16 protein-coding genes are annotated in these 18620 nt (G+C 68.9%); 3 read left to right on the top strand and 13 right to left on the bottom strand.

Annotated features, from left to right (window positions below):
• Positions 1-89: 89 nt before the first annotated feature.
• The 6 genes from ACVCL9_RS16945 to ACVCL9_RS16920 form a co-directional block, all read right to left on the bottom strand.
• Complete coding sequence (locus ACVCL9_RS16945) at positions 90-551, bottom strand: GspH/FimT family pseudopilin (protein ID WP_447099488.1); 462 nt, start codon at positions 549-551, stop codon at positions 90-92.
• Between the two features lie 83 nt (positions 552-634).
• A complete protein-coding gene (gene gspG / locus ACVCL9_RS16940) occupies positions 635-1060 on the bottom strand; it encodes a type II secretion system major pseudopilin GspG (protein WP_447099489.1) in 426 nt (141 codons plus the stop codon).
• A gap of 202 nt (positions 1061-1262) precedes the next feature.
• Positions 1263-2480, bottom strand: coding sequence for a type II secretion system inner membrane protein GspF (gene gspF, locus ACVCL9_RS16935; RefSeq protein WP_447097246.1), 1218 nt, complete (start codon positions 2478-2480; stop codon positions 1263-1265).
• A 114-nt stretch (positions 2481-2594) separates the two neighbouring features.
• Positions 2595-4325, bottom strand: a complete 1731-nt coding sequence (gene gspE, locus ACVCL9_RS16930) for a type II secretion system ATPase GspE (protein ID WP_447097247.1) — start codon at positions 4323-4325, stop codon at positions 2595-2597.
• 149 nt (positions 4326-4474) lie between these two features.
• A complete protein-coding gene (locus ACVCL9_RS16925) occupies positions 4475-6925 on the bottom strand; it encodes an ESPR-type extended signal peptide-containing protein (protein WP_447097248.1) in 2451 nt (816 codons plus the stop codon).
• A 134-nt stretch (positions 6926-7059) separates the two neighbouring features.
• A complete protein-coding gene (locus ACVCL9_RS16920; protein WP_447097249.1) occupies positions 7060-8652 on the bottom strand; it encodes a M4 family metallopeptidase in 1593 nt (530 codons plus the stop codon).
• 205 nt (positions 8653-8857) lie between these two features.
• Here ACVCL9_RS16920 and ACVCL9_RS16915 point away from each other — a divergent pair, with 205 nt between their 5' ends.
• Positions 8858-9655, top strand: a complete 798-nt coding sequence (locus tag ACVCL9_RS16915) for a TatD family hydrolase (RefSeq protein ID WP_447097250.1) — start codon at positions 8858-8860, stop codon at positions 9653-9655.
• 61 nt (positions 9656-9716) lie between these two features.
• Here the strand turns inward: ACVCL9_RS16915 and ACVCL9_RS16910 are convergent, their stop codons facing one another.
• From ACVCL9_RS16910 to ACVCL9_RS16895, 4 genes are all read right to left on the bottom strand, one after another.
• A complete protein-coding gene (locus ACVCL9_RS16910; RefSeq protein WP_447097251.1) occupies positions 9717-10253 on the bottom strand; it encodes a pseudouridine synthase in 537 nt (178 codons plus the stop codon).
• 23 nt (positions 10254-10276) lie between these two features.
• Complete coding sequence (locus tag ACVCL9_RS16905) at positions 10277-11236, bottom strand: class I SAM-dependent methyltransferase (protein ID WP_447097252.1); 960 nt, start codon at positions 11234-11236, stop codon at positions 10277-10279.
• 234 nt (positions 11237-11470) lie between these two features.
• Complete coding sequence (locus ACVCL9_RS16900) at positions 11471-12583, bottom strand: S-(hydroxymethyl)glutathione dehydrogenase/class III alcohol dehydrogenase (protein ID WP_447097253.1); 1113 nt, start codon at positions 12581-12583, stop codon at positions 11471-11473.
• 73 nt (positions 12584-12656) lie between these two features.
• Entirely contained in the window at positions 12657-13577 is a 921-nt protein-coding gene (locus tag ACVCL9_RS16895) for a LysR substrate-binding domain-containing protein (protein WP_447097254.1), read from the bottom strand.
• Between the two features lie 108 nt (positions 13578-13685).
• Between ACVCL9_RS16895 and ACVCL9_RS16890 the strand changes: the two genes are divergently transcribed.
• On the top strand, positions 13686-13883 hold the full coding sequence (locus tag ACVCL9_RS16890; RefSeq protein ID WP_447097255.1) for a hypothetical protein: 198 nt from the start codon (positions 13686-13688) through the stop codon (positions 13881-13883).
• A 102-nt stretch (positions 13884-13985) separates the two neighbouring features.
• Positions 13986-14930: an aldo/keto reductase gene (locus ACVCL9_RS16885; protein WP_447097256.1), complete on the top strand. Its 945-nt coding sequence runs from the start codon at positions 13986-13988 to the stop codon at positions 14928-14930.
• A gap of 18 nt (positions 14931-14948) precedes the next feature.
• Here the strand turns inward: ACVCL9_RS16885 and ACVCL9_RS16880 are convergent, their stop codons facing one another.
• From ACVCL9_RS16880 to ACVCL9_RS16870, 3 genes are all read right to left on the bottom strand, one after another.
• Positions 14949-17174 (bottom strand): NADP-dependent isocitrate dehydrogenase, encoded by a 2226-nt coding sequence (locus ACVCL9_RS16880; protein ID WP_447097257.1) that lies wholly within the window; start codon positions 17172-17174, stop codon positions 14949-14951.
• A 235-nt stretch (positions 17175-17409) separates the two neighbouring features.
• On the bottom strand, positions 17410-17940 hold the full coding sequence (locus ACVCL9_RS16875; protein ID WP_447097258.1) for a hypothetical protein: 531 nt from the start codon (positions 17938-17940) through the stop codon (positions 17410-17412).
• 257 nt (positions 17941-18197) lie between these two features.
• Complete coding sequence (locus ACVCL9_RS16870) at positions 18198-18482, bottom strand: LysM peptidoglycan-binding domain-containing protein (protein ID WP_447097259.1); 285 nt, start codon at positions 18480-18482, stop codon at positions 18198-18200.
• Between the last annotated feature and the right edge of the window lie 138 nt (positions 18483-18620).

Raw genomic sequence — 18620 nt, 5'->3', positions numbered from 1 at the left:
AGGGAATAGGGAATGGGAAGAGCAACAGCCACGGCCCCGCGGCAACTTGCTTTGCCTATTCCCTATTCCCGATTCCCTGTTCCCCGCCCTCATGGCTGATCCACCACCCGCACCTCGCCAGTCAGCCACGACACGTTGACGTGCCATTCGCGCTGGCCGGCTTTCAAGGTGATGCGGCCGCCGGTGGAGCTGCCGTCGGGAAAGAAGCGGATGCGGCCGGTATGGTCGTCGGGGCGGTCTTCCTTTGCGCTGGTGATGCTGACCTTGAGGCCCTTGGGCAGGGCGACGTCGCGATGGCTGGCACCCTGGTAGCTGTTGGCGCGGGTATCGACGTCGAAGACCTGCTCGTCGGCATGCACGATCGCCTGCGCCCGCGTCGCGCGCAACGCCCCGGCCAGTTCGCTGCTGGCCGCGCGCACCCGCGCCCCGGCCAGCCCCCGCGTCACCGACACCGACACCGCCACCGCCGCCAACCCGATCAGCACGATGACCACGAGCATTTCGAGGAGGGTGAAGCCGGTGGCGCGCTGCGCGCGCCCACGGCAGGGAATAGGGAATGGGGAATAGGGAATGGGAAGAGCGCTCGAGCACGTCGCTCTTCCCATTCCCCATTCCCTATTCCCTATTCCCGGCTTCATTGCCAGTTCCCGGCATCCGCATTCAGCCCGTCGCCGCCGGGCTTGCCATCCTCGCCGTAGAAGACGAGGTCGTATTTGCCGTGCTGGCCGGGGTACTGGTAGCCGTAGTCGTGGCCGTAGGGGTCCTTCAGCTGCGACTCCTTGGCGTACGGGCCCTGCCAGTTGGGCGCGTTGCCGGGCTTTTTCACCAGGTCGACCAGCTGCTGCGGCGGCGTGCCGTTGTCGAGCATGTAGTTGTCGATGTCCTGCGACAGCGTGCTCAACTGAATCTTGCCGGTCTTGTACTTGCCCTTGTCGAAACTGGGGATGACCTTGGTGATCACCGCCACCGCCACGATGCCGATCAGCGCGATCACGGCGAGCATTTCGAGGAGGGTGAAGCCGCCGGCGCGCTGCGTGCGCCCGCGGCTTCGCCCGGGAATAGGGAATGGGGAATAGGGAATAGGGCGCGCTCGGGAGCCTGCCGCATTCCCGCCTCCCCGCTCCCGATCTCCAACTCTCCGTTCCATCGACACCAAAGACATCACCATCACGTTCTCTCCATCACTGAATCGAAAAACCCAACTGCTTCGTACTCCCCTATTCCCTATTCCCTATTCCCCATTCCCTATTCCCTGCTCTCAATCACTGAATACTGCTGGTCATGCTCAGCAGCGGCAGCAGGATGGCGGCCATGATGATGCCCACCAGCACGGTCATCACGATGGTCAGCGCGGGTACCAGCGCGGCGAGCAGGCGGTCGATCGAGCGGCGCGATTCCAGTTCGAAGGTGTCGGCCACTTTCAGCAGCATGCCGTCGAGCTGGCCGGCTTCCTCGCCCACCTGCACCATCTGCAGCGCGAGGCGCGGGAACAGTTTCGACTGGCCCAGCGCGAGGCTCAGGCCGGCACCGCCCTTGACCTGTTCGTGCGCCGCACCGAGCGCCGCGTCCAGCGCAACGTTGCCGGTGACCTGGCGCGCGATGGTCAGCGCGCCGAGCAGCGGCACGCCGTTGCGCAGCAAGGTGCCCAGCGTGCGGGCGATGCGCGCGGTCTCGACCTTGAGCAGCAGCGGGCCGATCACGCGCAGCCCCAGCAGGCGCGTGTGCCAGGCCAGCCGCGCCGCCGGATCGCGCAGCCGCGCGCGCCACACCAGCCCGCCGCCGATCAGCAGTACCGCGATCAGCCACCACCAGTCCGCCAGCAGGTTGCCCAGCGCCAGCACGGCCGAGGTGATCCACGGGATCGGCACCTGCATGTCCTGGAAGATCGGCACGAACTGCGGCACCACGTAGGCCAGCAGCAGCACCAGCGAACCGAGCACGCCGACCATCAGGAACGCCGGATAGATCAGCGCGTTGGTGATGCTGCCGCGCAAGGCCTGCGCGCGCTCCAGGTAGTCGGCCAGCCGGCGCAGAGTTTCCTCCAGCGAACCGCCCGCCTCGCCCGCGCGCACCAGGCTGATGTAGAGGCGCGGGAACACGCCGTGCTCCTCGTCCAGCGCCGCGGACAGCGTGGTGCCGCCGCGCACGCGATCGCGTACCCGCTCGATCAGCTTCTTCGCCGATTCGCCCTCGGGCAGGTCGAGCAGAATGGTCAGCGCGCGGTCCAGCGGCTGGCCCGCGCCGAGCAGGGTCGCCAGCTGATGGGTGAACAGCGCCAGCTGATCGCCGGTGAACGGCCCGCGCTTGAACATGCCGGCCAAGCCACTGCCGGTCGCCGCGCCCTCCGCCGAGCGCGCCTCCAGCGGCGTGTGCCCCTGGTCCTGCAGCCGTGCGATCACCTCGTCGACGCTGCCCGCTTCCATCTGGCCCTGCAGCGTTTCGCCGGCGTCGTTGACGGCCTTGTAGCGGAACTGGCTCACTTGGCTGGCTCCGCCAGCCGGGAATGGGGAATAGGGAATAGGGAATGGGAAAAGCGGGTCGCCGCGAGTTTGCGGCCCCTGCTCTTCCTATTCCCTATTCCCGATTCCCGATTCTCAGCCCTCCTGCGTGACACGCATCACCTCCTCCAGCGTGGTGATGCCGGCGACGGCCTTGGCGATGCCGTCCTCGTACATGGTGCGCATGCCTTCGGCGCGGGCCTGTTTCTCGATCTCGCCCTCGCTGGCGCGCTGCATCACCAGGCGACGCAGCGGGTCGCTCATGGTGAGGAACTCCATGATCGCGCGGCGGCCGCGGTAGCCGCTGGGGTTGGTCGCGCTGGTGCCGGGTTTCCACAGGCGGATCGGGCGTTCGTCGGTGTATTTCTCCAGTTCGAACTGCGCGATCACCTCGGGCAAGGCCTCGTAGGCAATCGCGGTTTCCGGATCGAGCCGGCGCACCAGGCGCTGCGCCAGGATGCCGTTGATGGTGGAGCCGAGCAGGTAATCCTCCACGCCCATGTCGAGCAATCGGGTGACGCCGCCGGCGGCCGAGTTGGTGTGCAGCGTGGACAGCACCAGGTGGCCGGTAAGCGCGGACTGGATCGCGATGCGGCAGGTTTCCAGGTCGCGCATTTCGCCGATCATGATCACGTCCGGGTCCTGGCGCATGATCGAGCGCAGGGCGCCGGAGAAATCCAGCCCGATCTGCGGCTTCACCTGGATCTGGTTGATGCCTTCGAGCTGGTATTCGACCGGGTCCTCGACGGTGATGATCTTCACGTCGTTGGTGTTGATCTGGCTCAGCGCGGTGTACAGCGTGGTGGTCTTGCCGGAGCCCGTGGGGCCGGTGACCAGCAGGATGCCGTGCGGCTTGTTCAGCACGTCGACGAAGCGCTGCTGGAAGCTGTCGGTGAAGCCGAGCGAGGCGAAATCGAACACCACCGATTCGCGGTCCAGGATGCGCATCACCACCGATTCGCCGAAGCTGGTCGGCACGGTGGACACGCGCAGGTCCAGCTCCTTGCCCTGCACGCGCAGCTGGATGCGACCGTCCTGCGGCAGGCGGCGCTCGGCGATGTTCAGCCGCGCCATGATCTTCACGCGCGAAATCACCGCGGCGGTCGACGACGACGGCGGCGCTTCGACTTCATGCAGGACGCCGTCGATGCGGTAGCGCACCTTCAGGCGGTTCTCGAACGGCTCGATGTGCACGTCCGAGGCGCGCTGCTCCACCGCGCGCTGCAGGATCAGGTTCACCAGCCGGATCACCGGCGCCTCGGAGGCGAGGTCGCGCAGGTGCTCGACGTCGTCCTCCTCGGCGGCGCTGCCGTCGAGGTTCTCCACGATGGTGCCCATCGCCGAACGGCCGGAGCCGTAATAGCGCTCGATCAGGCCATCGATCTCCGAACGCAGCCCCACGCGCAGTGCGACAGGGCGTCCGGCGGCCAGCTCGACCGCGTGCAGCGGATACGGATCGGCCGGATCGGCCACCAGCAGGGCCAGCCCGTCGCTGCCTTCCTGCACGGGCACCACATGCTGCTGCTTGAGAAAGCGCAACGAGAGTTCCAGCTCGGCCGGCGGCAATTCCGGCGCGTCGCGCGCGGCCAGCAGCGGCACCTGCAGCAGTTCGGCCCAGGCCTCGGCCAGGTCGCGTTCGGAAACCAGCCCCAACCGCGCCATCAGCGTGGTGAGCGTACCTTCGGTGGATTCCTCGTGCAGGCGCCGTGCGCGGCCCAGGTCGGAATCCTTCAGCCGGCCGCGCGCGACCAGCCAGGCGCAGACAGCGGCCTCGCGGTCATCGCCCACGCCTGCCCCGCCACCCGCCGGCTCGATGGCTGCCGACATCCGTCACCTCACGTTCAATGCATGCCCGATACGCGGCGCCCCCCGACACCGCGCGGAAAACGCCATTGGTATCACAACGGAGCCTGCGGGGCATTACCCACCGCGAAACGGGGACGACGGGCATCAGACCGCCCGCCGTCCCCACCGTGTCACCAGCCGAAGCCGACACCCACGCCGCCGGATGCCTCGTTGCCGCTCACCGCCGCGCCGAAGGTCAGGTTGGCGCGCGGCGACAGCTGCCGCGAATAACCGACCGACAACGCCGCTTCACCGCGGTAGCCGCCCACACCCACGCCCAGCCGGTTGGGCGTGTTGATGCCCTGCGTGCTGAACGCCATCTGCGCCATCGCCGTGCCCATCGCGCCGACCTGGTCCATGCGCTTGTCGACGCCGTGGAAGCGGTCGTTCATCTGGTCGCGCAAGCCGTTCACGTCGGCGGTGGAGGCGACGTTGGCGAACTTGGCGTCGGCATAGGCGTTGGCGCTGCGCAGGGTCTGCTGCGCGTTGGCGTCGGTGTAGCTCTTGGCCGTCACCAGCGCCTGCTCGACCTGGCCCACGTTGGCCGCGTCGGTGGCCTGGCTGCCGGCCGCCACGTTGGTGACCTGGCGGTTGTTCGCGGCCGTGCCCACCGACACCGTGTTGGCGCGATCGGCCAGCGAACCCTGGCCCAGCGCGACGGCGCCGGAAGCGGTCACCGAGGCGCCTTCGCCCAGCGCCACCGCGTTGGTGGCGCTCGCCGCGACCGTGCTGTTGGCGCCCACGGCGGTGCTGCCGTCGGCGTTCACCCTGGCATTGCCGCCGATCGCGGTGTCGTTCGCGCCGGCGGCCAGGCTGTCACCGCCGATCGCGGTGGCATGATCGCCACCGGCGGAGGCTGCCGAACCGATCGCCAGGCCCCTGGAGCCGGCCAGCACGTTGGCGTCGTCGCTGCCGTCGCCGACCGTATCGATCGCCACCGCGCCCAGCTCCATCGTGCTCTGCCGCAGATCGCCGATCTGCCCCTCGATGGTGGTGACGCGGCCGTCCAACGCGCCGATCGCCGCGGTGTTGGTGGTGATCGCGGCGGTATTGTCGCCCAGCGCGGCGCCGGTCAGGTCGAGTTGCGCCTGCAGCGCATTGAGCTGGTCCAGATTCACCGCATCGGTGCCCTGGGTACCGGCGGCCACGTTGGTGATCTGGCGCTCGAAGCCGGCGCTGCCCACCGACACCGTGTCGGCGCGATCGGCCAGCGACTGCGCGCCCAGCGCCACCGCGTTGTCGGCGGTGGACTGCACCCACGCGCCCGAACCCAGCGCGGTGCCGTTGACCGCGTCGGCGCCGGCCAGCCAGCCGAACGCCGCGGCATAGTCGCCGGTGGCGTAACTGCCGGCGCCCAGCGCGGTCGCGCCGACGCCCGATGCCTCGGTGAAGAACTGCCCGCCGACGGCGCTGCCACCCACGGCCACGCTCTCGTCGCCGCTGGCCGCCGAGTTCTCGCCCACCGCCACGCTGCTGGCGCCACTGGCCGCTGCACCCGTGCCGCTGGCCAGGGAGTAGTCACCGATGGCCATCGAGTTGTAGCCCAGCGCCGTGCCCAGGAAGCCCGGCGCAACGCTGTAGCCGCCCAGCGCGACCGTGCCGGCATTCAGCGCGCCGCTGTCGTAGCCCAGCGCCAGCGATTGTTCGCCAATGGCGCCGCCGTAGCCGTTGCTGTCCTGCGTACCCATGCCGATCGAGAACACGCCTTCGGCATGGCTGTCTGCGCCCAGTGCCAACGCGCCTTGCGCCAGCGCGGTGGCGTTGTTGCCTACCGCGGTGGCCGCGTCGGCGCCGGTGTAGGCCGCGCCGCCGACCGAGGTTGCGCCGGCGCCCTGCGCCCAGGCACCGTTGCCGGTGGCGGTGGCGTTGTCGCCGACGCCGACGGTCTGGTAGCCCAGCGCGATCGCGCCGCGCCCTTCGGCAGCCGCCAGCGAACCGACGGCGATGGAACCCTCACCTTGGGCTTCGGTGGCGAGGAAGCCATTGGCCGGGTCCGGATCGCCGCCGCCAATCGCGATGCCGCCGCGGTCCGATGCCTGCGCGTTGGCGCCGAGCGCCACGCTGTTGTAGCCATCCGCGCCGGAGTTGGCGCCGCCGGCGAACGCGCCCTGCCCGGTGGCGTACGCCAGCGAGCCGACCGCCGTGCTGTCGATGCCGTCCGCGCCGGCGCCGGCGCCCAACGCGGTCGCGCCATAGGCACTCGCCTCGGTGCTGTAGACCGTGCCGTCGGTATCGACATAGTCGCCGCCCACCGCCGTGGCGGAACCATCGGTGGCGCTGGCGTGGGAGCCGAATGCGCTGGCGTTGTCGCCGCTGGCGACCGCATCCACGCCGCAGACGAAGGCGCCGTCGCCGGTGGGCGTGGCCGGCACCGTGGTGGTGACGCCGTCGACGGTGTAGGTGCAGCTCGCGGCTGCGGTCTGCGCGTGGATCGTCAGCGGCGCCAGCGCCAGTGCCAGCACGCCGGCGGCGACCAGGCGCAGGCGCGAACCGCCGCGACGGCCGCGCCGCGAGGCCAGCTCCGATACCACCACCACCGCGCCCAGCGCGGCATTCCAGATCTTGCTGTAGATCGTGTTCATGATTTTGAGATTCCTGTGCGGCGCCGCCCGCGCGACGATGCGCGTGGCGGTGCCTGGCGTGTGATGTGCAGCCACCCGGGCGTGCGGCTTGCGCCGGTCACGCCCGGTGGCGGATTCGGCCCGAACGGGCCGCTTCAGGGTGCGGCGCAGGCCACGTCCACTGCGTTGAAGGCAGCGGCCACGTCGGCCTCGGCATAGCCACGGTCGGTGGCGGCCTGTTCCACTCCGCAGGCGCCGCCGTCGAAGGTTTCGGCCGGGCTCCAGTACAGCGCATTGGCGTCGTGGAACACCTCGAACGCCTTGCGCGTGTTCCAGCCGCTGGTCTTGGCCAGCAGGCAGAACGCGCGGTTGTACACGCCGCTGCTGTAATGAACGTCGAGCGAGTCGTTGTAATCGCGCGCGCTGTCGATGGATGCACCATCGTTGCTCGGCGTGCACATGTCGCGCAGCGCCGCCATGCCCAGCAGCGGCACCGTGGCCGGCTTGACCATGTCCGCGCCGACCATGAAGTCGTTGCTGCCGCGGTCGAAGTACTTCACCGCCTCGCCGGCCATGTCGGAGAACGCCTCGTTCATGCCGCCGGACTGGCCGGTGTATTCCAGCCCCGAATGCTGCTCGGTGAAGCCGTGGCTGATCTCGTGCCCGGTCACGTCCAGCACCACGAAGGGGAAGAAGTACTGGTCGCCGTCGCCGAACACCATCTCGCGGCCGTCCCAGAACGCGTTCTCGTAGTTGGTGCCGTAGTGCACCCACATCGACAGCTGCATCGCCGAGCCGTCGGTGTTCTTCAGCGGTGGCTCGCCGAACCAGGTCGAGTACATGTCGTGCACCACGCCGCCGAAATGATGCGCATCATTGATCGGTGAATATGCGCCGTTGATCGCGTCGCCCTGGCTCACCCACAGCGCCGGATTGCTGCCGGCACAGCCGAACGACCACTGCGTGACGCGCTGGCCGCCGGCCAGGTTGTAGGTGGCCACGTCGGCGTCCTGCAGGTAGCACACGCTGCCGATGCGCACCGCATCGAGGCGCTCGAGACCCGGGCCGGAGTTGTCGTAGTTGTACGAGCCGGTCAGCGCGTTGCCGCCCGGGCCGGTGGCGGTGACCGCGACCGGCGTGCTGCCGCCGCCCGGCGGACGCCGGCCGTGGGCGAGCCCGTCCCACTGCTTGAGCACGGCGCCGGTGTCGGCGTCGACGATCGCGGTCGGTCGCGACGGCTGGCCGTGGTTGTCCAGCACGTAGGACACGCGATAGGTCAGCCGCGGCGCGCGACCGGCCTGCGGGTAGACGAACAGCTCGCTGTCGACATTGCGTGCCGCCAGGCCGGTATCGCCCATGTGCCGGCGCAGCGCGGCGGTAGCGGCGGCGGCCGTCAGCCGCGGCTGCGCCGAAGCGAGTTGCGCGCCGATGTCGCGCTCGGCCGAGCCCGCTACCGACAGCACCGCGCCGCGCGTGTCGCGTTCCACCACCACGCTGCGGCCGTAAACCGGCACGCCGCGCCAGGTCTGCCGCTCGCGCGATTTCAGCGTGCCGTGCGCGGTGCGCAGCTGGCGATCCGCCTGGAACGAGGCGTCCGTCCCCAGGCCCAGTCGGTTCGCCAGCGTTGCAGGCGCGATCCGACCCATCGCACCGGCGTGGATGTGCAGCGGCGTTGCGGCCATGCACGACGCGGCGGTGGCGCCACCCAGAGCCAGGACCAGGGCAGCGACGAGTTTCTTGTTGAGCATTTCCATCCCCCAAAACAGTCAGACGATCTGCCGTGGCGGTGCGCAGGCGCCGCAGCACGGTCAGCTGGATTCCGCCGCCCTCCCCGGAGCGGCGAATCGGCGACCGTAGGAGAGCGGCGCACGGCCCGTCAATTGGAAAAATTCCGAGAACCTGTCCAAACTCGTGTTCTTTCGTCGCCCATTTCCCGCTTCCCGCAGGCCTTTCATGCAGCTCATCGACATCGGCGCCAATCTCGGCCACGAGTCGTTCCGGCACGACTTCGACGCCATGCTGGCGCGTGCGCAGGAGCACGGCGTGAGCCGGATGATCGTGACCGGCGCCTCTGCCGACGGCAGCCGCCACGCGCTGGCCCTGGCACACGACCACGCCGGCCGCCTGTTCGCCACCGCCGGCGTGCATCCGCACCACGCGATCGACTTCGACGACGCCACCGAGGCGCTGCTGCGCGAGCTGGCGCGCGACCCGGCGGTGCGCGCGGTCGGTGAAACCGGGCTGGACTACAACCGCAACTACTCGCCGCGCGAGGTCCAGCTGGCCGTGTTCGAGCGCCAACTGCGGATCGCGGCGGATGTGCACAAGCCGCTGTTCCTGCATCAGCGCGATGCGCACGACGATTTCGTCGCGCTGCTGCGGCGCTGGCGCGACAAGGTGCCCGGCGCGGTGGTGCACTGCTTCACCGACACCGGCGAGGCGCTGCGCGACTACCTCGCACTGGATTGCCACATCGGGATCACCGGCTGGATCTGCGACGAACGCCGCGGCACCCACCTGCGCGAGCTGGTGCGCGAGATCCCCGCGCACCGCCTGATGATCGAGACCGACGCGCCCTACCTGCTGCCACGCACGGTGCGTCCGTCGCCGGCGCATCGGCGCAACGAGCCGATGTACCTGAGGCACATCTGCGAGGAGATCGCCCGCGACCGCGGCGAGAGTCCGGAAGTCACCGCCGCGAACAGCACGGCGACCGCCGAGGCGTTCTTCGGATTGCCGCCGCTGGCGTAGGGCGGCACTGCCCGCCGGATTCCGCGTCCCGAAGAGTGAAGAGCGGCGGGCAGCGCCCGCCCTACACCGTCAGCACGCGCGACTCGCCGGGGGCCAGGCCATCCAGCGTGTGGTCGCCGACGCGCACGCGGATCAGCCGCAAGGTCGGAAAGCCGACCGCGGCGGTCATGCGACGCACCTGACGGTTGCGGCCTTCGCGCAGGGTGAGGCTGAGCCAGCTGGTGGGGATCGCCTGGCGGAAGCGCACCGGCGGGTCGCGCGGCCACAGCCAGTCCGGTTCGGCGGCGAAGGCGGCCTCGGCCGGCAGGGTCGGGCCGTCGTTCAATCTCACGCCACGGCGCAGCGCGGCCAGCGCGGCTTCGTCGATGCAACCTTCGACCTGGGCCAGATAGGTCTTGGCCTGCTTGTGGCGCGGGTCGGTGAGCCGGTGTGCGAGTGCGCCGTCGTCGGTGAGCAGCAGCAGACCTTCGCTGTCGCGATCCAGCCGTCCAGCCGCATAGACGTCCGTTTGCGCGACGTAATCGGCCAGCGTGGCGCGGCCTTCGCGGTCGGTGAACTGGCAGAGCACGCCGTACGGCTTGTTCAGCGCCAGCAGCATGACGGGTGCAGCGACCGCCCGGATTACCGGGCGGACGTGGCGGCGGCAGTGGCGGCACTCGTCGGCGCGGTCGGCTTGACGAAGCGCAGCGTCATGCGATCCGACTCGCCGATGGCCTGGTACTTCGCCCGATCCTGCTCGCCCAGGGTGAGCGTGGGCGGCAGCGTCCACACGCCCTTGGGATGGTCGTGCGTATCCTGCGGGTTGGCGTTGACCTCGCTGCTGCCGTCGAGCACGAAACCAGCCTCGACGGCCAGCTTCACCACGTAGTCGGTGGGCAGGTAGCCGCTGCCCTTCACCGATTCGAGGCTGGCACCCGGCGCGGCGCGATGGTCGGCCACGCCCAGCACGCCGCCGGGCCGCAGCACCGCGAAGAACGCCTTGAACATGGCCGGCGCGGTACCTGCCTGGACCCAGTTGTGAACATTGCGGAAGGTCAGCACCGCGTCCGCCGAGGCGGGCGGGCCGAACACCGGCGCGTGCGGATCGAACTCGATGATTTTCGCGTTGCCGTAGTGCGCCGGATCGGCGGCGAACAGGCGATGCAGCGCGCTGTCGTCGCGGCGCGCCTCGGCGTCGCGGCGCGGCGCCGTCACCGCGGCGATGTAGTGGCCGTTGTCGTTGAGCAGCGGCGCCAGGATCTCGCTGTACCAGCCACCGCCGGGGGTGATCTCGATCACCGTCTGGTCCGGCTGCACGCCGAAGAACTGCAAGGTCGCCTTGGGATGGCGATAGACGTCACGCGCACGGTTGGCCGGCGAACGCCAGCTGCCCGCCAGCACCTGGTCCAGTTGCGAGGCGGTGAAATCGCTGGCGCTGGTCGGCGGCACCAGCGCATCGGCCGGCTGGTCCGCTTCGGTGGAGGCGCCCGGCGCCACCTGTTGCGCACATGCCGGCAGCGCCAGCGCGGCGATCAGCAGCCAGGCGAAACGCGGCCGCGATCGTGCGCGGGACGAAGAGTTGGCAGGATTCGCTTGGTTCATCGTTGACTCCCTGGCCCGCAGGCCGTCCGGACGCGATGCAGTGGTGGTTCGAATGCGCCACGCGACTGCCCGCCTCCGGCCGAGGCCGTCGCGGGGCAGGTGGAGCACAAAGCGGTTGATGGCGGCCAATATGGCGGAAAGACCGTGCAGACCAGGTGGACAGGTGGAAGCGAGCCGTGCGCCCGCCCCTCTCGCGCACCCATTCTACGGCATCCCGCAGCCCGCAAGAACGGCTCAGTAATGGATCACCGAGCGGATCACCTTGCCGCCGTGCATCAGCTCGAACGCCTCGTTGATGCGCTCCAGCGGCAGCACCTGGCTGATCATCTCGTCGATGTGGATCTCGCCAGCCAGGTAGCGGTCGACGTAGCCGGGCAGTTGCGAGCGACCCTTGACGCCGCCGAACGCCGAGCCGCGCCACACCCGGCCGGTGACCAGCTGGAACGGCCGCGTGCTGATCTCCTGGCCCGCGCCGGCCACGCCGATGATGATCGACTCGCCCCAGCCCTTGTGGCAGCACTCCAGCGCCGAGCGCATCACGTGCACGTTGCCGATGCACTCGAACGAGTAGTCCACGCCGCCATCGGTGAGCTCGACGATGACCTGCTGGATCGGCGTGTCGGGGTAGTCGGCCACGTTGATGCAGTCGGTGGCGCCGAGCGCCTTGGCCATCGCGAACTTTTCCGGGTGGCGGTCGATCGCGATGATGCGTCCGGCCTTGGCCATCACCGCGCCCTGCACCACCGACAGGCCGATGCCGCCCAGGCCGAACACCGCGACGGAGGCGCCGGGTTCCACTTTCGCCGTATTGAGCACCGCGCCGATGCCGGTGGTGATGCCGCAGCCGAGCAGGCAGACCTTTTCCAGCGGCGCGGCCTTGTTGATCTTCGCCAGCGAGATTTCCGGCAGCACGGTGTACTCGCTGAACGTGCTGGTGCCCATGTAGTGCAGCAGCGGCTTGCCGTCGAGCGAGAACCGCGAGGTGCCGTCGGGCATCAGGCCCCGGCCCTGGGTGACGCGGATCTTCTGGCACAGGTTGGTCTTGCCCGAGCGGCAGAACTTGCACTCGCCGCATTCGGGCGTGTACAGCGGAATCACGTGGTCGCCGACCTTGAGCGAGGTCACGCCCGCGCCGACTTCCTCGACGATGCCGCCGCCCTCGTGGCCGAGGATCACCGGGAACTGCCCTTCCGGATCGTCGCCGGACAAGGTGAACGCATCGGTGTGGCACACGCCGGTGGCGACGATGCGCACCAGCACCTCGCCCGCCTTCGGGCTGGCCACGTCGACCTGTTCGATGGAGAGCGGCTGGCCGGCGGCCCAGGCGACGGCGGCACGTGATTTCATGGTTCGACTCCTCGCAATGGATCGGCAACGACCCGCGATGATGGCCTGTTTTCAGCCACTTTGCGCAACTGCGTCAATCGACCGCCGGGTCGTCGGGCCGGAAGCTCGACATCTGCCCCCGGTATTCGGCCGCCTCCGCCAGCAGCCAGTCTCGGAAGCGCTGCAGGCCGCGGTGCTCCTGCGAGCGCGGCGGATACACCAGCCAATAGGCCTCCTTCACCGCCAGGTAGCTGTTGCCCAGCACCTGCAGGCGGCCGGCGTCGATCAGCGACTTCGACGTCACCATCCGCCCCAGCGCCACGCCGAGACCCTCCAGCGCCGCATGGCGCAGCGCGTCGAGGCTGTCGAACTGCGCCACGTAGCGTTTCGGCGGCGTGCCGCCGGTGCGGCCGAACCAGTCGCTCCAGCGGGTCGATTCGCCGGGCTCGCCGAGCAGCGGCCAGCGCGACAAATCGTGCGGATCGACGCCGGCCATCCGCGCGACCAGTGCGGGCGCGGCCACCGGTGCGATCCATTCGCCGAACAGCCTTTCGCAGAGGAGCTCCGGCCACTGGCCGCGGCCGTAACGCAGCGCCACGTCCACCGGTTCGCGCGCGAAGTTCACCAGGGTCGAACCGGATTGCAGGCTGAGCTCCAGCTCCGGATACGCAGCGACCAGTTTCGGCAACCGCGGCACCAGCCAGCTCGACATGATGCCGGGGCTGGCGCTGAGCGTGAGCGCGTCGTGGTGGCGCGTGCGATAGGCGCCGAGCGCGTGCTCGATGCCGTCGACGTGCTCGCCCACCGCTTCCAGCAAACAGTTGCCGTCGACGGTCAGCGTCACCCCGCGCGGCCCGCGCTCGAACAGGCGCCGATCCAGCCGCTCCTCCAGCTGTTTCATCTGATGGCTGAGCGCGCTGACGGTGAGGTTCGCCTCGCGCGCCGCGCGCGACAGATTGCCCTGGCGGGCGATCAGCACGAACTGTTGCAGCAGTCCCAGCGGCAGCTTGCCCATCTTGAATATCTCTCAAGTCTGGCTTGCGAATATATCGCTTTTTGGCGCTTGTCCGCGCGCGTATCTTGAGCACACCCCAAGCCTGACACCCTCCCGAGGAGGCACCCCATGAGCTCGATCTGGAAAGATCTGCTGTTCCTGCACGGCCACCTGCTGCACAAGGACGACCTCGAATGGCGCACGGAAACCCCGGCCGCCGACACCGCCGACACCGAGGCCGTCGAAGCACCCGTCAGCCGCGACGCCAAGGCCGCGGCACTGGCCTGCTGCGCCGCCGTGTGGCCGCGCATCGTGGCGCCGCACTAGCCATCCGCGGCTTGAATGCGGTCTGGAATGCACCATGTGAATGAAGGTGCGCGACAACCGTCGCGCGCCTTTTTCCATGCTCGTTACCAGGAGAGGCGTTCCATGCAACAGCGGTCACTCGGCGGCACCTCCCTTTCGATCGCGCCGCTCGCCTTCGGCAGCAACGTCTTCGGCTGGACGGTGGACGAGCCGCGCGCGTTCGAGCTGCTGGACGCCTTCGTCGATGGCGGCGGCAACCTGATCGACACCGCCGACGTCTACCCGGCATGGGTGCCGGGCAACCACGGCGGCGAGTCGGAGACCATCATCGGCAAGTGGCTGCGGCGCAGTGGCAAGCGCGACCAGGTGGTGATCGCCAGCAAGGTCGGCAAATGGACGCGGCACCGCGGGCTGGCGCCGGTGAACCTGCAGCAGGCGGTGGAGGGTTCGCTGCAGCGGCTGCAGACCGATCACATCGACCTGTATTTCGCGCACGAGGACGACGCCAGCGTGCTGCTGGCCGACACCCTGGGCGGCTTCGCGCGACTCATCGAGCAGGGCAAGGTGCGCGCGATCGGCGCCTCCAACTACAGCGCCGAACGCTTCGCCGACGCACTGGCCGTATCCAGGCAGCACAACCTGCCGCGCTACGACGTGCTGCAGCCGGAATACAACCTGGTCAGCCGCCGCGGCTACGAGGCCGAACTGGAGCCGCTGATCCGCCGCGAAAACATCGGCGTGATCTGCTACTACGCGTTGGCCAGCGGTTTCCTCAGCGGCAAGTACCGCCAGGCGGCCGACCTCGCCGGCCATCCGGCACGCAGCGGTGGCGTGCGCGCCCACCTCAATCCGCGCGGACTCGGCGTGCTGGCTGCGCTGGACGCGGTGGCCGCCGCCCATCACGCCACGCCGGCCCAGGTGGCGTTGGCCTGGCTGATGGCGCGCCCGGGCATCAGTGCGCCGATCGCCAGCGCCACCAGCGTGACGCAATTGAACGAACTGCTCGGCGCCTTGCAGCTCTCGCTGCGCGCCGACGAGATCGCGGCGCTGGATCAGGCCAGCGCCTGATCTGCCGCGATCACGCCATCACGCGGACAACAACCCCAGCGCCGTGTTGAGCGTGGCGCTGGGCCGCATCGCCGCGCCGGCCTTCATCCGGTCCGGGTGGTAATAGCCGCCGATGTCGACCGGCTTGCCCTGCACACGGGCGAGCTCGTCGACGATGGTCGCCTCGTTCTCCGTCAGCGCCTTGGCCAGCGGCGCGAACCTCGCCTTCAGCGCGGCGCTCACGTCCTGCGCCGCCAGCGCCTGTGCCCAGTACATGGCGAGGTAGAAGTGGCTGCCGCGGTTGTCGATGCCGCCGACCTTGCGCGAGGGCGACTTGTCGGTGTCGAGGAACTTGCCGTTGGCCTGGTCCAGCGTCTTGGCCAGCACGTCCACCTCGGCGTTGCCGTGGCGGTTGCCGAGGTGTTCCAGCGAGGCGGCCAGCGCGAGGAACTCGCCGAGCGAATCCCAGCGCAGGTAGTTCTCTTCCAGGAACTGCTGCACGTGCTTCGGTGCCGAGCCGCCGGCACCGGTCTCGAACAGGCCGCCGCCGGCCATCAGCGGCACGATCGACAGCATCTTCGCGCTGGTGCCCAGCTCCATGATCGGGAACAGGTCGGTGAGGTAGTCGCGCAGCACGTTGCCGGTGACCGAGATCGTGTCCAGACCCTGGCGGATGCGCTCGAGCGAAAACTTCGTGGCCGCCACCGGATCCATGATGCGGATGTCCAGGCCGCTGGTGTCGTGGTCCTTCAGGTAGCGCTCGACCTTGGCGATCACCTGGCGGTCGTGCGCACGCTGCGGGTCCAGCCAGAACACCGCCGGCGTGTGCCGCGCGCGGCTCACCGCCAGCTTCACCCAATCCTGGATCGGCGCATCTTTCGTCTGGCACATGCGCCAGATGTCGCCGGCTTCCACGTCATGCTGCAGCAGCACCTTGCCGGCCTCGTCGATCACCTTCACCACGCCGTCGCCAGCGATCTGGAAGGTCTTGTCGTGCGAGCCGTATTCCTCGGCCGCCTGCGCCATCAGGCCCACGTTCGGCACGCTGCCCATGGTGGCCGGATCGAACGCGCCATGCGCCTTGCAGTCCTCGATGGTGGCCTGGTAGACGCCGGCGTAGCTGCGGTCGGGGATCACCGCCACGATGTCCTGCAGCTCGCCCTTCGCGTTCCACATCTTGCCGGAGTCGCGAATCATCGCCGGCATCGAGGCGTCGATGATCACGTCGCTGGGCACGTGCAGGTTGGTGATGCCCTTGTCGGAGTTGACCATCGCCAGCGCAGGACGCTGCGCGTACTCGGCATCGAGGTCGGCCCTGATCGCCGCCTGGGTCGCCTCCGGCAGACTGCCGAGGCGCGCGTACAGATCGCCGATGCCGTTGTTCGGATTGAAGCCGGCCTGCTTCAGCGCGTCGGCATGCTTGATCAGCACGTCCTTGTAGAACTCGCCCACCGCCACGCCGAACATGATCGGGTCGGAGACCTTCATCATGGTCGCCTTGAGGTGCAGCGAGAACAATACGCCCTGCTTCTTTGCGTCGGCGATCTGCGCGTCGATGAACGCGGCCAGCGCGCGGCGCGACATCACCGCCGCGTCGATGATCTCGCCGGCGAGCAGCGTCGTCTTCGGCTTCAGCACGACCTGGCTGCCGTCCCTGCCGAACCACTCGATGCGCACGCTGCCGGCATGCTCCACGGTCACGGATTTCTCGCTGCCGTAGAAATCGCCGCCGTCCATGTGCGCCACGCGGGTCTTCGAATCTGTGCTCCACGCGCCCATCCGGTGCGGATGCTTGCGCGCGTAGTTCTTCACGGAAACCGGCGCGCGGCGGTCGGAGTTGCCCTCGCGCAGCACCGGGTTCACCGCGCTGCCCTTGACCCGGTCGTAACGCGCCTTGATGTCCTTCTCGTCGGCGTCCTTCGGCTCGTCGGGATAATCCGGCAGCGCGTAGCCTTGGCCCTGCAATTCCCTGATCGCGGCCTTCAGCTGCGGCATCGAGGCGCTGATGTTGGGCAGCTTGATGATGTTCGCCTCCGGCGTGGTGGCCAGACGGCCCAGCTCGGCGAGGTCGTCGGCGATGCGCTGGTCCTCGCGCAGGCGCTCGGGGAACAGCGCGATGATGCGCCCGGCCAGCGAGATGTCGCGCGTCTCCACCGCGATGCCGGCGGTGCCGGCGAAGGCAGCGATGATCGGCAGCAGCGACTGCGTGGCGAGGAACGGGGCTTCGTCGGTCAGCGTGTAGATGATCTTGGACGACGTGGACATGGTATGAGTGAACCTCTCTGCTGCCGCGTGGCGCGGGATGGATGTCGTTGCACGCTCGGCGTCATCGCGGCGGCGAAAGACCCGATCATCGCGCGTGCAATCTGCCCATTGTCGCGTTTTAGCGTGCCACGGGAAAGCGCGTCGCCTTCATGTCGTCATGCCCGCCGACCCTTCCACCGCAAAACGAAAGGGACGCGGCGAGCGCGTCCCTTTCGGCGGCCAGGCGCAGGGAGCGTCATGGCTTCACGGAAAAGTCCTTGCTCGCCACCGGCTGCCCGTCCAGCGAGATCTCGATCTTGTAGTCGCCCTGCGGGAAGCCCTCCGGCTGGCTGATCATGAAGGCCGTCGTTTCCGGGCCGGACGCATCGAGCTCCTTGCTGTCCTCGTGCAAGGCCTGGTCCCGCGGGCCGAGCCACCGGGCCGTCAGCGTGGCGTGGCCCGAACCCGTGGTCTCGACCGACGCGTAGATGGTGTCCTTCGGCGCGAAGCTGGTGGCCGTGGCCACGACCTTGTGGTTGGCGTCGACGCTCGAACCCACTTCAAGCGAGGTGAAGCTCACGGCCGCGACGGCGCCCTCATTGGCCAAGCCCGTGCTGGTGGCCGGGGGCGGAAATGCCGGTGGCTCCGGCGAGGTGGACGCTGCCGTTCCGCTCGGCGGCGGACTGGAGGGCACCGGCGAGGCCGGCTCACTCTTGCCGCACGCACCCAGCGCCAGTGCTGCGGCCAGCGACGCGGCAAGCATCAGGGGTTGTCGGGTAGTTTTCATGGGGGCACCTCTTTTCATCGCGGAAAGCCCGGGGTTGCACGGACCCGTCTGGCTTGGGTCCGATCCGGGTTGGGAGTTCGTCGCCAAGCGCGTCGAACACGAGACTTCACCAAGGCACTGCGGGAAGCTGGCGACCACAGGTAACGGCGGCGCGGTAAACGGCTCGTGAGCAGGCCATCAGCACCGCGGTGCGCCGTTCAGCTTGAGGCGGCCAGCTGAACGCGCGATGTCGGCGCGTCGCCTTGGCCGCGCGAGGCTCACGGTTTCGCCGGAATCTTCAGCATCTGCCCCGCCACGAGCCGACCGGGGTCGGCAATGAGGTCGCGGTTCTCGTCCAGGATCCGCCGCCAGCCGTCGGCATTGCCGTAGAAGCGACGGGCGATGCCCTGCAGGTCGTCGCCGGCGGCGACCTCGTAGATGCGGGTCCCGTCCACCGCACCGCTGGCGTGCGACGCGGTATCGGTGAAATCCGCCTTGCCCGCCGGCGACATCCCCGCCGCCTGGCGGCGCACTTCTTCGCGCTGGTCAGTGTCGTGGCCCATGGTTCTCTCCGACTCGATGGGAAGCACCATGGGTAACCAGCGCGACATCAACAGCCCGTGAGCGCGTGTGCCGCGACGTTCATGCTTGCGCGATGGCGATCATGGAAGCGGAACACCCGGCTGCCCGTTCCATCGAGA

The sequence above is a fragment of the Rhodanobacter sp. UC4438_H5 genome, from assembly GCF_052978405.1.
Note: the sequence above shows the minus strand (reverse complement) of the source record. Positions and strands in the feature narration are given on the sequence as shown.